At 73.1% G+C, this 12,712-nt stretch carries 10 protein-coding genes; 1 reads left to right on the forward strand and 9 read right to left on the reverse strand.

What is annotated here, in order from left to right; all coding sequences use genetic code 11:
- Positions 1-78: 78 nt before the first annotated feature.
- The 4 genes from DEU31_RS07895 to DEU31_RS07910 all read right to left on the reverse strand — a co-directional run bounded on the left by DEU31_RS07895 (position 79) and on the right by DEU31_RS07910 (position 6,899).
- Entirely contained in the window at positions 79-966 is an 888-nt protein-coding gene (locus DEU31_RS07895) for an aldo/keto reductase (RefSeq protein ID WP_133676709.1), read from the reverse strand.
- 32 nt (positions 967-998) lie between these two features.
- A complete protein-coding gene (locus DEU31_RS17310; RefSeq protein WP_166649426.1) occupies positions 999-4,481 on the reverse strand; it encodes a beta-galactosidase in 3,483 nt (1,160 codons plus the stop codon).
- Positions 4,482-4,556: 75 nt separating this feature from the next.
- Positions 4,557-5,534 carry an agmatinase gene (gene speB, locus DEU31_RS07905; protein WP_133676711.1) on the reverse strand — a complete coding sequence of 326 codons (978 nt, stop codon included), beginning with the start codon at positions 5,532-5,534 and terminating at the stop codon, positions 4,557-4,559.
- A 9-nt stretch (positions 5,535-5,543) separates the two neighbouring features.
- On the reverse strand, positions 5,544-6,899 hold the full coding sequence (locus tag DEU31_RS07910; protein ID WP_133676712.1) for an MFS transporter: 1,356 nt from the start codon (positions 6,897-6,899) through the stop codon (positions 5,544-5,546).
- Between the two features lie 152 nt (positions 6,900-7,051).
- Here DEU31_RS07910 and DEU31_RS07915 point away from each other — a divergent pair, with 152 nt between their 5' ends.
- Positions 7,052-8,551 carry a PucR family transcriptional regulator gene (locus tag DEU31_RS07915; protein WP_166649427.1) on the forward strand — a complete coding sequence of 500 codons (1,500 nt, stop codon included), beginning with the start codon at positions 7,052-7,054 and terminating at the stop codon, positions 8,549-8,551.
- A 7-nt stretch (positions 8,552-8,558) separates the two neighbouring features.
- Here the strand turns inward: DEU31_RS07915 and DEU31_RS07920 are convergent, their stop codons facing one another.
- The 5 genes from DEU31_RS07920 to DEU31_RS07940 are packed head-to-tail and all read right to left on the reverse strand — an operon-like array spanning position 8,559 to position 12,705.
- On the reverse strand, positions 8,559-9,257 hold the full coding sequence (locus tag DEU31_RS07920; protein ID WP_133676714.1) for an urease accessory protein UreD: 699 nt from the start codon (positions 9,255-9,257) through the stop codon (positions 8,559-8,561).
- Positions 9,254-9,988, reverse strand: a complete 735-nt coding sequence (ureG, locus tag DEU31_RS07925; protein ID WP_133676715.1) for an urease accessory protein UreG — start codon at positions 9,986-9,988, stop codon at positions 9,254-9,256. The genes DEU31_RS07920 and ureG overlap by 4 nt, the downstream gene beginning before the upstream one ends.
- Positions 9,981-10,649: an urease accessory UreF family protein gene (locus DEU31_RS07930; RefSeq protein ID WP_010549934.1), complete on the reverse strand. Its 669-nt coding sequence runs from the start codon at positions 10,647-10,649 to the stop codon at positions 9,981-9,983. The genes ureG and DEU31_RS07930 overlap by 8 nt, the downstream gene beginning before the upstream one ends.
- Positions 10,650-10,654: 5 nt before the next feature.
- Positions 10,655-12,358, reverse strand: a complete 1,704-nt coding sequence (locus tag DEU31_RS07935; protein ID WP_133676716.1) for an urease subunit alpha — start codon at positions 12,356-12,358, stop codon at positions 10,655-10,657.
- Positions 12,358-12,705, reverse strand: coding sequence for an urease subunit beta (locus DEU31_RS07940; RefSeq protein ID WP_010549932.1), 348 nt, complete (start codon positions 12,703-12,705; stop codon positions 12,358-12,360). The genes DEU31_RS07935 and DEU31_RS07940 overlap by 1 nt, the downstream gene beginning before the upstream one ends.
- Positions 12,706-12,712: the final 7 nt, after the last annotated feature.

Below are 12,712 nucleotides of genomic sequence, written 5' to 3' on the forward strand. Positions count from 1 at the left end.
CCGTACGTGGACGGTCGCCACCGTACGCCCCTCGTCGGCCCGGCGCGAGGGGATATCTGTCAGGTCACCCGATCGTCCTCAGGCGATGATCCGGTCGAGCTCCGCGCGCTCCTCGTCGGACAGCTCGAGGGAGAGCGCCCCGGCGGAGTCGGTGATCGACTCGGGGCGGCTCGCGCCCGGGATCGGCAGGACATGCTCGCCGAGACCGATCTCCCACGCGAGGACCACCTGCTGGGGGCTCACGCCGTGCTCCGCGGCGATCCGGGCGATCTGCGGGAACCGCTCCCCCACCGCGGCCGCGCCGCCGCCCGTTCCGCCCAGGGGCGACCAGGGCACGAAGCCGATGCCGTGCTCGCCGCAGTGGGCGAGCTCGCGCCGGCTGGTGTGGAAGAAGGTGGGCGAGAACTCGTTCTGCACGGCCGCGAGCCCTCCCTCGCCGAGCACCTCCCGGGCCACGTCGATCTCCTCGACGTTCGCGTTGGAGATGCCGATCTCGCGGATCAGCCCCTCCTGCTGGAAGCCGGCGAGGGTCTCGACGGCCTCGGCGTAGCGGAGGCTGCGGTCGGGTCGGTGCCAGTAGTAGAGGTCCACGCTGTCCATGCCGAGCGCGGTGAGGGAGTTCTCCAGGGCCCGGCGCAGGTAGGCGGGCGAGCCGTCGCGGCCCCAGGTCTCGCCCGAGGAGCGGGTGATGCCGCCCTTCGTCGCGACGACGACCTGGGAGGCGTCGCCGTCCCAGCTGCGCAGCGCCTCGCCGACGAACTGCTCGTTGTGGCCCATCGTGTCCCAGGACGGGGCGTAGATGTCCGCCGTGTCGAGCAGGGTGATGCCGGCGTCGAGGGCGGCGTGGATCGTCGCCATGGCGCGGTCGTGCGGGGCGGGCTCTCCCCGCCCCTGCGACAGGGGCATGGCGCCGAGGCCGAGGGCGGAGACGGTGAGGGAGCCGAGGCGGCGGGTGGGTGCGCTCATGCGAGCAAGCGTATGCCCACCCGGCCCCGGCGTCAGCGCTCGACCGCCGCCCCGGTTCGGCTGAAGGCCGTGACCAGCTCGATCGACTCGGGGCCGGCGCCGGCCTCCTTCGCCGCGACCCACAGGGCGAGGGTGTTCTTCCCGTTCGGCTCGAGGAACCCGGCGGGGATCGTGAACTCGCTCTGCGGGCCGATGTCGCCGATGTACACCCCCGTGTTCCAGCCATTGACGTAGAGCACCGCCTGGCAGTGATCGGTGCGGCCGTCCTCGAAGCGCGGCGAGCGCAGCGCGAGGCGCCGGCCGACGTCCACACCGTCGGGCGTCGAGAGGGTGAAGCGGGCGCGGTACCAGCGGATGCCGGGGGCGTCGGCGACGAGGGTCGCGGCCTCCTCCCATTCCGCGTCGTCGTGCTCCGGGAGGTGCCAGCCGTGCCGCTCGCCGTGGAGGCCGCCGACGTTGTAGAGGGTGCGTTCGGGATCGACGGCGCCGGCGCCGCGGATCCGCCAGGCGATCGGGCCGTCGGCGGGCAGCACCGCGTCGAACAGGCCGCGGTTCTGCTTGGACAGGCCGTCGTCGGACCAGTCGAGGTTCTGGCCGAGGGTGTGGACGACGACAGCGAGGACCGTCTCCTCGCCGGGGGCGGCGACGCCGTCCGGGAGGGTCAGGGTCTGGTCGGCGCCGTTCGCGGGGAAGGCGCCGACGTAGGCGCCGTCGGCCCAGACCTGGCCGAAGGCGGGCGCCTTCCCCTGTGCGGGCTGGCCGGTGCCGCCGTTGCCGCGCAGCACCAGCTCGCGGCCCTCGCCGGCGGTGAAGCGGGCCCGGTACCAGATGGAGCCCTCGTGGAAGCCGTAGTGGTTGCAGTCCAGGACCACGCCGCCCCGGCCCGGCCCTTGGAAGCGGGTGCTGCCGGCGGTGGAGTCGGCGGGCGTCCATCCCGAGTCGTCGTAGCCGGGCTCGACCTCGGGCGCCTCCTCGGCCATGCGGAGGTGCAGGTCGGGGACGGCGGGCGTCGGGGCGGCAGGGAGGGTGAGCTCCGCGATGCCGTCGTGCGCCGGATGCGAGCGGCCGCCGACGCGCACCTGGCGGATACGGTCCGGGGCGTCGATGCGCACCTCGGCCCGCTCCGTCGTGCCGAGCACGAGCTCCGCATGGGCGCGCTCGAGGCGCGCCGTGCGGGCGAGCGGGGCGCCCTCGATCGCCACGTGCTCCCCCTCGCCGGCGGGGAGCAACCAGGTCGTCGCCGCGGCCCTGCGGCCCAGGACCCGCAGGGCCAGGAGGCTCTCCGCGCCGGGGCCGTCGGAGGTGAGCGGGGTGCCGGTGATGTCGATCTGGAGGGGTGATGCGCCGGGGCGGAGGTTCAGGCGCAGCTGGCCGGCCGCCTCGTCCCAGGTGGTCGCCACCACGGCCGGGGCGGTGACGGAGGGCTCCGCGGCGTAGCGGAGCACCAGCTCGGCCGGGTCGTCCTCGTGGCCGATCAGGTGCTGGAGGTGGCCGCCGCGGCGGGAGAGCGTCGGCCCGAAGGGGGCGAGGGTCGAGTAGAGCAGTCCGTGCCCGCCGATCACGGCGTCGGCGACGAGGGCGAGGGCGTCGCGGCCGTGGAGGCGGAGGAACTCCCCCTCCTGCTGGGGGACGCGCGCCCAGCCGGTGACGCCCTCGGGGATGTCGGTGCCGCCGTCGCCGCCGGTGCCGGGCAGGTCGAAGGCGTCGAGGGTGACGACGGTGCCGGTGCCGCCGTCCGCGGGCTCGCCCGTCGCCTCGATCGTGATCGTGTGCTCGCCGCCCGACAGGTCGCGGACCTCGTAGGAGACGACCTGGGCGGGCTTGTTCTGCTCGGTGTCGACGTGGGAGGTGAAGGTGCCGTGCTCGGTCCCGTCCACGAGCACGCGGGCCGTGCCGTGGTCGGTGCCGGTGGCGGTGATGACGTCGACGCCGGTGCCGGTGAAGGTCCAGGTGGCGCGGGCGCCGGCGGTCGTCGTGCGGGTGAGGGTGGCGCCGGAGGCGGTGGCGTCCTCGACCTGTTCCCAGGCGCCCTCGTAGGTGATCGCCGCGTCGCGGTCGTCGACGGTCGGGCCCTCCTCCGGGGCGTCGCCGGGGTCGCCGAGCACGATCGCGGTGGTGAAGCGGGTGTCGGTCTCGTCGTTGGAGTCGGCGAGGCGGAAGGCGAGCAGGCGCGGGGCGCCGTCGTCGGTCGCGGAGGCCTCCCCGTCGATCGCGATGCGCTGGTAGGCGCGGACCGCGCCGCCCTCGAGCTCGGCGACGGCAGGGGCGGCCACCGGGGTCATCGAGGCGATCTGGGGCACGGCCTGCTGCAGCGCCCCGACCTCCTTCTGCACGGCGAGCTTCTCGGTGAGGGCGCGGTCCTCGGTGATCGCGGCGCCGTAGTCGTAGCTGGTGAAGCCGGAGGACGGCGAACCGGTCCAGCCCCAGTTCGTGCCGCCGAAGGCCATGTAGTAGTTGAAGGCCGTCACGCCGTTGCCGAGGTTGCGCACGCCCCACTGCCGGGTGAACGCGGGATCGGTGAACTCGTAGGCCTTCGTCGCGTCGAACTGCGCGCCCCAGGGGGTGAAGGCGCCGCCCTGCGACTCGGTGATGAACTGCGGCGAGTCGGGGCTGATCTCGCGGTACTGCGCCTCGGACTCCCCGATCACGGCGCGGGCGCCGGCGGCGTTGAAGCCCAGCGGGTAGTGGTCGTAGGCGTAGAAGTCCAGGTGGTGCGCCTCGACGTCCGCGAAGCGGCCGCCGAGGTTGTAGTCGTTGTGGAACAGCGGCACGGTGATGCCGGTGGTGCGCACGTGGTCGGCGAGGGTGCGCAGGAACTCCGAGCGGGCCGGGTCCTCGGCGATCAGCTCGTTCTCCACCTGGTACATCAGCACGCTGCCGCCGCCGTCGGTGACCTGGTGCTTCGCGATGATCTCGTTGATCGCACTCAACCAGGCGAGGGAGTCGGCGAGGTTCTCCGGGTCCGTCGAGCGCAGGCCGGCCTCGCGTTTGGTCATGTAGGCGGGCAGGCCGCCCATGGAGATCTCGGCGTTCACGTACGGACCGGGGCGCGCGATGACGTACAGCCCCTCCTCCTCCGCCATCGTCAGCAGCAGGTCGAGGTCGCGGATGCCAGAGAAGTCGAAGGGCCCGCCCTGCTCGGACTGGTGCAGCCCCCAGAAGAAGTAGAAGGAGACGGCGTTGAAGCCCGCGGCACGCAGCACCTGCAGCAGCCCGCGCCACTGCGCGGGGGCGGGCACGCGCCAGTGGTGGATCTCGCCGGAGAAGATCAGCAGCCGCTCCCCGTCGACGCGGAACGAGCGATCGTCCCAGGTCACGGTGTGCGCGCGGCCGTCGTTGCCGGGGAAGACGAGATCGCCGGCCGACGGGGCGGCCGGGGCGGCAGGTGCGGCCGCGGCACGCGGCGGGAGGGCGGAGGCGGCGGCGAGCGCCGCCGTCGCCCCGGCGCTGAGCTGGAGGAAGGACTTCCTCGTCAGGCCGGGGCGGGCGGAGGTGTCGGGGCGGGACGACGTCATGGGAGGGCTCCTCATCGAGCTCGGGGAGCCTCCGACGCTAGCAGGTTGTGAAGCGGTTCACAGCAGGTGCGTCCGTCACGCGGTGCGGCCGAGCTCGTGGTTGGTCATCAGCGCGATGAGGTCGTAGACGACGGTCGCGGCGGCGACGGTGGTGGTCTCGGCATGGTCGTAGGCCGGAGCCACCTCGACCACGTCGGCGCCGACGATGTTCAGTCCGTCCAGGGCGCGCAGCATGGCGAGCAGCTCGCGGCTGTTCAGCCCGCCCGCCTCCGGAGTGCCGGTGCCGGGGGCGAACGCCGGGTCGAGCACGTCGATGTCGAGGGAGAGGTACACGGGGGCGTCACCGACGCGCGTGCGCACCTGATCCACCGCGGCCTCGACGCCGATCCGGTCGAGGTCGCTGCAGCGGATCGCCTTGAAGCCGAAGTCGGCGTCCTGCTTCAGATCGATGCGGTCGTAGATCGGGCCGCGGATCCCCACGTGGATGGACTTGTCTTCGAGCAGGAGGCCCTCCTCGAAGGCACGGCGGAAGACGGTGCCGTGGGTGAGGGGCGTGTGGAAGTAGGTGTCCCAGGTGTCGAGGTGGGCGTCGAAGTGGATCAGCGCGACCGGGCCGTGCTTGGCCACGGCGCTGCGCAGCAGGGGGTGGGCGATGGTGTGGTCGCCGCCGATCGCGATGAGACGGCGGTCGTCGGCCTCCCCGCGCAGCTCGTTCGCGAAGGTCTCGACCTGCCCCATGGCGGTGGTGATGTCGAAGGGGGTGCAGGCGACGTCGCCGCCGTCGACGACCTGCAACGCACCGAACGGGGCGACGTCGAGCTCGACGTGGAAGGCCGGCCGGAGGTGGCGGGAGGAGGTGCGCACCTCGAGCGGGCCGAAGCGTGCACCGGGACGGTACGAGGTGCCGCCGTCGAACGGGACGCCGAACACGGCGATGTCGTAGTCGCTGACCGCGTCGAGGCGCGGGATGCGGGCGAAGGTGGACTCGCCGGCGAAGCGGGGGACGAGGGTGCCGTCGACGGGGCCGACGGGCTCGGGGACGCGGATGGACATGGTGCCTCCTCAGGCAGAGGTGCGGGGAGTGGATACGGGAACGGCGGGGATCGCGCCGGTCGAGGTGTCGTTCAGGCTGCGCCCGGCCGTCTCCTCGCCGAGCCAGAGCGTGACCACCAGGCCCACCACGGAGACCGCGGCGCCGGCGAGCAGCACCCAGTTGATCCCGAACGCCAGCAGGAACGGCATGAGATAGACGGCGATGGCGGCGCCGATGCGGCTGGCGGCGGTGCCGATGCCGACGGCGGTGGCACGCACCTGGGTGGGGAACAGCTCGTTGGGGATAACGATCTCGAGGAAGTTCGAGGACCCGGAGAGGAAGGCGAACAGGCAGACCGCCGCGAAGATCACCATCATCGGAAGTCCCGGCACGAGCCCGGCCATCCCCCAGATCACGGCGATGCCGGCGAAGGAGTAGACCAGCAGCGCCTTGCGACCGATGCGGTCCACCAGCAGCAGGCCGGGGATGCCGCCGACCACGAAGAGCGCGGCGAGGAACACCTCGGCGCCGTTGCCCTCGAGTCCGACGGTGGCGAGCACGTCGAAGGAGAAGGAGTAGATCGACAGCATGGGGATGACCTGGCACATCCAGAACACGCAGACGAACACCAGCCGGCGCAGGTACGGGGCGCGCAGGAGGGCTCGCAGCGGGACATGGCCGTCCTGCTCCCCGTCGCCGAGATCCGCTGTGGAGTACTGGGGGCCGAAGACCTTCTTGATCGCGGCGTCGGCCTCGGCGACGCGCCCCTTGCTCATCAGCCAGCGCGGCGACTCGGGAGTGCCGAGGCGGAACAGGAGTGTCACGATCGCGAACAGCGCCGTGCTGGCGAGCATCCACCGCCAGGCGTCGCCCCCGAACAGGGCGCCGCAGGCGATGGCGACGATCGGAGCGGCGGTGGCGCCGATCGCCCAGACCACGAAGGTGGCGCCGAGCATCTTCCCGCGGTGCTTCCTGGGCAGGTACTCGGCCAGCAGCGAGGTCGCGATCGGGTAGTCGGCGCCGATGGCGATGCCGATAGCGAAGCGCAGCGCGATCAGCTGCCAGACGTCGGTCACCCAGAGGGTGAGGACCGAGAAAAGGGCGAGGGCCAGGAGGTCGACGATGTACATGACATGGCGGCCGACGCGGTCGGTGACCCAGCCGAAGACGGCGCCGCCGACGAAGATGCCGACCAGCACGGCAGCGGCCACGAGGCCCTTCTCGGCCGTGCTGACGGGGAACGCCGTGCCCATGCTGGCCCAGGTGAAGCCGATCATGGCGATGGCGTAGCCGTCGATGAACGGCCCGCCGGACGAGTACAAGGTCAGACGCTTGTGGAAGGACGTCAGGGGTGCGTCGTCGATCAGGCCTGGGGACGTGGCCATCGGGTCCTCCTGAGGGAGAGGCCGGGAGGTACCCGGCGGTGGGAGAGATCCTGCTCCGTGACGGCGGCCACGCCCAGGTGGCGATCGCACGATGCCGACCGGACCGGTTCGTGTGAATGTATGAACACCGACGTCGTTCGCGAGGAGCCCCCATGCCGCTTTCCGTCGAGGAGCTCGTGCAGATCCCGCACCTGACCCTGCGCGTCCACGCCGGGGCGTCCGGGCTCGAGCGCAGGATCGTCTGGACCCACACCACCGACCTCCCCGAGCCCTGGCGCTGGGTCTCCCACGGCGACCTGATGATGACCAACGGGATGAGCTTCCCCGCAGCGGAGGACGAGCAGATCGAGGTCCTCGAACGGCTCGCACAGGTGGGGATCAGCGCGCTCGCGATCGGCGAGCAGATGCACTGCCCTCCGCTGACCGCAGGGTTCGTCGAGGCCGCCGACCGTCTGGGGCTGCCGGTGCTGTGGATCCGGTACCCGATGCCGTTCGCGGCGATCTCCCGCACCGTCGCGGAGTCGAACCAGCCCGAGCAGGCGCAGCGGATCATGCGCACCGCGCGGATCTACGAGGCGATCCGTCGCGCTCCGGGCACGGAGGTGGAGCGCTCCTCCACCCGCGAGACGCTCTCGTCGGTGCTGCAGTGCCGGGTGGACGTCTGCGACTCGTTCACGGGCTGGGCCTACTACCCTCGCGACGACGCACCGCCGGCCGAGGTCACCGCCGCGATCCGGTCCCGCCGCGGCCTGCTGTCCTCCGGGAACCGGATCGTGCCGCTCGAGGACGGGGGCGCGGTGCACGTCGTCCCGGTCCCGACCCGGGAGTCGGCCAGCCTCGCCGTCACCGGCACCTCCGCCTTCCTGCCGGACACGACCTTGCTCCAGCACGCGGCGACGGTGGTCGCGCTCGAGCTGTCCCACACGCATCTCGCGCTGGAAAGCCGGCGTCGCACCCGGTCGGACCACGCCGCGAGCGTGCTGGACGGGAACTCCCGCGCCGCCGCCTCCGCACGGGCGCTGGCGGAGCACGGCCTGCATGCGGCTCGGACCCAGGTCATCGCGGTGACCTGCGAGGACCCGCAGAGGATCCACGATCTGCACATCGGACTGTGGCGACGGGAGATCACGAATGCGACCGTCACCCGGGCGGGGCTCACGTTCGCGATCGTCCCCCGGGGCACCCACGCGCTGCGCGCGGTCGGCGACTCGCTGGGCAGCACCGCGGCGATCGGGGCGAGCAGGCCGGTGCTCCGCGACCAGCGCTATGCGGACGCGGCGCACGAGGCGGCATGGTCGCTGGGGATGGCCCGACGGTCGGGCACCTCCCTGGTGCGCTACGGCGAGACCAGCCCGGCGTTGGGACCGACGGACCGCGACGACGCCCGGGCTCTCGTCGAGCACCGGCTGGGGGCGCTGCTGCGCTACGACGCCGAGCACGATGGGACCCTCGTGCCGACTCTGGAGTCCTTCCTCGAGCACCGCCGCTCGTGGCAGCGCACCGCCGAGGCGCTGCAGGTCCACCGCCAGACGGTCCACTACCGGGTGCGCCGCATCGAGGAGCTGATCGACGCGGACCTGGGTGAGAGCGGTGATCTGGCCCAGGTGTGGCTCGCCCTGCAGGCGCGGCGCGCGCTGGAGGGGATGCCCTGAGGGCCGGTCATGGCGAGGCCCAGTCCTCCATCAACGCGTCCAGCCCGGTGGAGTGGGCGTCGCGGGCGAGGGCGCGGGCGAGGGCGCCGGGCGTCCCCAGGTCGAGGACCACGGCGCCGTCGGTCCGAGCAGCCTCCGGCCGCGCGCCGAGCATCAGCACGCTGTCGAGCACCCGGTGCGGTCCCATCACGCCGGCGACGGGCCGTGCGCCGTCGAGGTCCAGGTCCTCGAGCAGGAGCGGATCGCCGTCGGCGGAGCGGGCGTGGAGCCGGGAGCGGAGCGCCCCGCCGCGCTCCCCCGTGCGGCCGAGCACCAGGGTCTCGCGCAGGCACAGCACCGCGCCGTCGCCGAGCGTGATCGCGACGGTGCGTTCCACGGCCGCTCCGTCCGCGACGACGAAGGGGTGGGAGCGCCAGACCAGTCGCGCACGGGCCGAGAGGCGGATCGTCACGTCGAAGGTGCTGCGCCGTCCCTCGCCGGGGTAGGCGAGGGTGCCGCCCACGTCCTCGAGCTCGAGCGCGCACCCCTCCCCCACCTCGATCTCGACCGAGAGGCGGTCACCGCCGACGAGCATCGCGCCGCCGGCGACGAGCGCGACGTGCGCCCGGTCCGGGCCGCGGGAGACCGTGCGGGCCTGGAGCAGACCGGGCGTCGTCGTGACCCGGACCGGGCCGTCGCCTGCGCTGGAGACGGCGATGCGGGTCATCGGGCGTGGGCGTGCTCGTGCGGGTGGTCGTGGTCGTGGGTGTGCTTCTGGCCGTCGGCGTGGAAGTGCGGGGCCATCGGGCCCGGGTCCTGGGGGACGTGGTGGCCGGCGGTGTGGGCGGCGAGGACCTCCAGCACCCAGTCGCGCAGCTGCGCGACGGTGTCCTCCCGGTGACGGGACAGCGCCAGCACCGCGCGCCCCTCGCGTGCCTCGGTCGCATCGGCGACCATCTGCACCACGTCGACGCCGACGTGCGGGGCGAGGTCGATCTTGTTGACCACGAGAAGGTCCGCGCGGCCGATGCCGGGCCCACCCTTGCGAGCGACATCGCCGCCGCCGGCCACGTCGAGCACGAAGATCTGCGCATCCACCAGCGCCGGGGAGAAGGTCGCGGTGAGGTTGTCGCCGCCGGACTCGACGAGCACCACGTCCAGCGGGTCGAAATCCGCCTCGAGCTGCTCGACGGCGGCGAGGTTGGCGGTGACGTCGTCGCGGATCGCGGTGTGGGGGCACGCGCCGGTCTCCACGGCACGGATCCGCTCGGCGTCGAGCACCCCGGCGGAGCGGAGGAAGCGGGCGTCCTCGTCGGTGTAGATGTCGTTGGTGATCACGCCCAGGCGGATCTCCTCGGCGAGCGCCCGGCAGATCGTCGCGATCAGGGAGCTCTTGCCCGTGCCGACGGGGCCGGCGATCCCGAGGCGGAGAGAGCGGTGGGGAGTGGTGTCAGGCACGGAAGAGCCTCCTCGGCAGCTGCGACTGGGCCTCCGCCCAGCCGTCGATCAGGGGTGCCCCGGCGCACGGGATGCGCGCCGGGTCGGTGAGCGCGGCGAGCTCCGCCACGCGCGGTTCCAGTCGTGCGCAGGCCGCGATCACGAGGGCGGTCGCCTCACGGGGGTCGCCGGGTTCGAGCTTCAGCAGGGCGGCCGCGACGGTCTGCGCGTCGTCGTAGGCGACCAGGCGCACCAGGTCCTCGGCGTCGAGACCGGCGGCCGCGGCGATCAGGCCCAGCACGATCGGGCGGGGCCGACGGGCGGCGCCCGGCGGCGGCGCAGGTATCGAGGAGGGCCAGAGCTGGTCCGCCAGGCGCCGCAGCCCGTCGCCGAGGGCGAGGGTCACCTCGCGCTGGGCGCGGCTGGGCGTGCGGGCGGCCCATTCTCGGTGGAGGCGGTCGAGGTCGCCGCCGTGCCGGGCCAGGTGGCGCGCGACGACGGCGGTGCCCGCCTCGACGGGGACGATCGTGGCCATGCGCCCGCTCAGGTAGTCACCGGTCGCGGCGGGGTCCAGACCGTGGCGCAGGGCGGCTTCGAGCGCGCCGGAGCTGACGTGGGCCCCGGCGGGCAGGCGGGAGTCCGCCAGCAGCATGGCGATCGTCGTGGAGGCGAGGATGCTCATCGGGCTCAGAACATCTGGTAGAGCCGGGCGAGCGGCAGCGTGCTCGCGGGGGCGGGCTCGACCCGCTCCCCGTCGATGCGGATCTCGAAGGTGTCGGGGCGGATGTCGATGCGGGGCAGGGCGTCGTTGTTCACCAGGTCCGCCTTGGTGACCTCGCGGGTGTCGGCGACGGGCAGCAGGTCGCGGACAAGGCCCAGTCGCTCGCGCAGGCCGTCCTCGACCGCGGCGGGCGCGACGAAGGAGACCGAGAGGTGCGCCCCGAGGGCATCGCCGAAGGCGGGGCGCTGCAGCACCGGCTGCGGGGTGGGGATCGAGGCGTTGGGGTCGCCGAGGGCCGCCCAGGCGATCATCCCGCCCTTGAGCACCAGCTCCGGGCGCACCCCGAAGAAGCGCGGATCCCACAGCACGAGGTCGGCGAGCTTGCCAGGCTCCACGGAGCCGATGTGCGCGTCGACGCCGTGGGCTATCGCGGGGTTGATCGTGTACTTCGCGATGTAGCGGCGGGCACGCTGGTTGTCCGCGGGGAGGGAGCCGCCGAGCGGCCCGACCCGGTGCTTCATGACGTGCGCGACCTGCCAGGTGCGCGTGATCACCTCGCCGATGCGCCCCATGGCCTGCGCGTCCGAGGAGGTGATCGACAGGGCGCCCATGTCGTGCAGGAGATCCTCGGCCGCGATCGTGGTGGCACGGATCCGTGACTCGGCGAAGGCGAGGTCCTCGGGCACCGAGGCCTTGAGGTGGTGGCACACCATGAGCATGTCCAGGTGCTCGGCGACGGTGTTCACGGTGTGCGGGAGGGTGGGGTTCGTCGAGCCGGGCAGCACGTGGGGCAGCGCGGCGATCTCGAGGATGTCCGGGGCGTGGCCGCCGCCGGCCCCCTCGATGTGGAAGGCGTGGATCGTGCGGCCGCTGATCGCGCCGATCGTCGATTCGACGAACCCGGCCTCGTTCAGGGAGTCGGAGTGCAGCGCTACCTGCAGCCCGTGCTCGTCGGCCGCGCGCAGGGAGGCGTCGATCGCAGCAGGGGTGGCGCCCCAGTCCTCGTGGACCTTGTACCCAGCGGCCCCGGCGAGCGCCTGCTCGGCGAGCGCTGGGGCGGAGACGGTGTTCCCCTTCCCCAGCAGCAGCACGTTGACCGGCAGGTGGTCCAGGCCCTGGTGCATGCGTCCCAGGTGCCAGGCGCCGGGCGTGACGGTGGTGGCGCGGGAGCCCTCCGACGGGCCCGTGCCGCCGCCGCCGATCGTGGTGATCCCGGTGGCCAGGGCCTCGTGGATCTGGGACGGCGAGAGCAGGTGCACGTGCGTGTCGAAGGCGCCTGCGGTGAGGATCCGCCCCTCCCCCGCGATGACGTCCGTCGAGGGGCCGATGCGGAGGGCGGGATGGATGCCGTCCTGCACGTCGGGGTTGCCGGCCTTGCCGAGCGCGACGATGCGACCGTCGCGCAGCCCCACGTCGGCCCGCACCACGCCCCAGTGGTCCAGCACGATCGCGTTGGTGATGACGGTGTCCGGCGCGCCGTCGGCCCGCGTGGAGATGCCCTGGGCCATGGACTCGCGGATCGACTTGCCGCCGCCGAACACTGCCTCCTCCCCGCCGACGGTGCGGTCCTCCTCGATCTCGATCCACAGATCGGTGTCGCCCAGGCGCACCTGGTCCCCGACCGTCGGGCCGTACAGGGCGGCGTAGCGCTCCGCGCTGATCCGGGCCATCAGCGCGCACTCCCGACGCGGATCTGCAGGCCGGGGACCCGGCCCCGCCCGCCCAGGCGCACGACCGCGACCCGTCGGGAGGCCCCCGGCTCGAAGCGCAGCGACGTGCCGGCGGCGATGTCGAGGCGGAAGCCGCGGGCGGCCTCACGGTCCATGACCAGTGCCGCGTTGGCGTCCGGGAGATGCAGGTGGGAGCCGATCTGCACGGGGCGGTCGCCGGTGTTCTCGAGGACGAGCTCGGCACGGTCCGCGGGGTCGGGGCGCTCGTTGAGGACCCTCGTCCCGGGGCGGACGCGGATCGCGCCGGGGCCGGTGGGGCCGACGAGGTCGGGGTCGTGCGGGCTCATCGGGCTC

The sequence above is a fragment of the Brachybacterium sp. AG952 genome (assembly GCF_004362645.1).
In the GTDB taxonomy this organism is placed as follows: Bacteria; Actinomycetota; Actinomycetes; order Actinomycetales; family Dermabacteraceae; genus Brachybacterium; species Brachybacterium conglomeratum.

What these genes read in the sequence shown, in the direction of transcription:
- DEU31_RS07895 (WP_133676709.1), bottom strand. Translation starts at nt 966, where the DNA reads ATGAGCGCACCCACCCGCCGCCTCGGCTCCCTCACCGTCTCCGCCCTC.
- DEU31_RS17310 (WP_166649426.1), bottom strand. Translation starts at nt 4,481, where the DNA reads ATGACGTCGTCCCGCCCCGACACCTCCGCCCGCCCCGGCCTGACGAGG.
- speB (WP_133676711.1), bottom strand. Translation starts at nt 5,534, where the DNA reads ATGTCCATCCGCGTCCCCGAGCCCGTCGGCCCCGTCGACGGCACCCTC.
- DEU31_RS07910 (WP_133676712.1), bottom strand. Translation starts at nt 6,899, where the DNA reads ATGGCCACGTCCCCAGGCCTGATCGACGACGCACCCCTGACGTCCTTC.
- DEU31_RS07915 (WP_166649427.1), top strand. Translation starts at nt 7,052, where the DNA reads ATGCCGCTTTCCGTCGAGGAGCTCGTGCAGATCCCGCACCTGACCCTG.
- DEU31_RS07920 (WP_133676714.1), bottom strand. Translation starts at nt 9,257, where the DNA reads ATGACCCGCATCGCCGTCTCCAGCGCAGGCGACGGCCCGGTCCGGGTC.
- DEU31_RS07930 (WP_010549934.1), bottom strand. Translation starts at nt 10,649, where the DNA reads ATGAGCATCCTCGCCTCCACGACGATCGCCATGCTGCTGGCGGACTCC.
- DEU31_RS07935 (WP_133676716.1), bottom strand. Translation starts at nt 12,358, where the DNA reads ATGGCCCGGATCAGCGCGGAGCGCTACGCCGCCCTGTACGGCCCGACG.
- DEU31_RS07940 (WP_010549932.1), bottom strand. Translation starts at nt 12,705, where the DNA reads ATGAGCCCGCACGACCCCGACCTCGTCGGCCCCACCGGCCCCGGCGCG.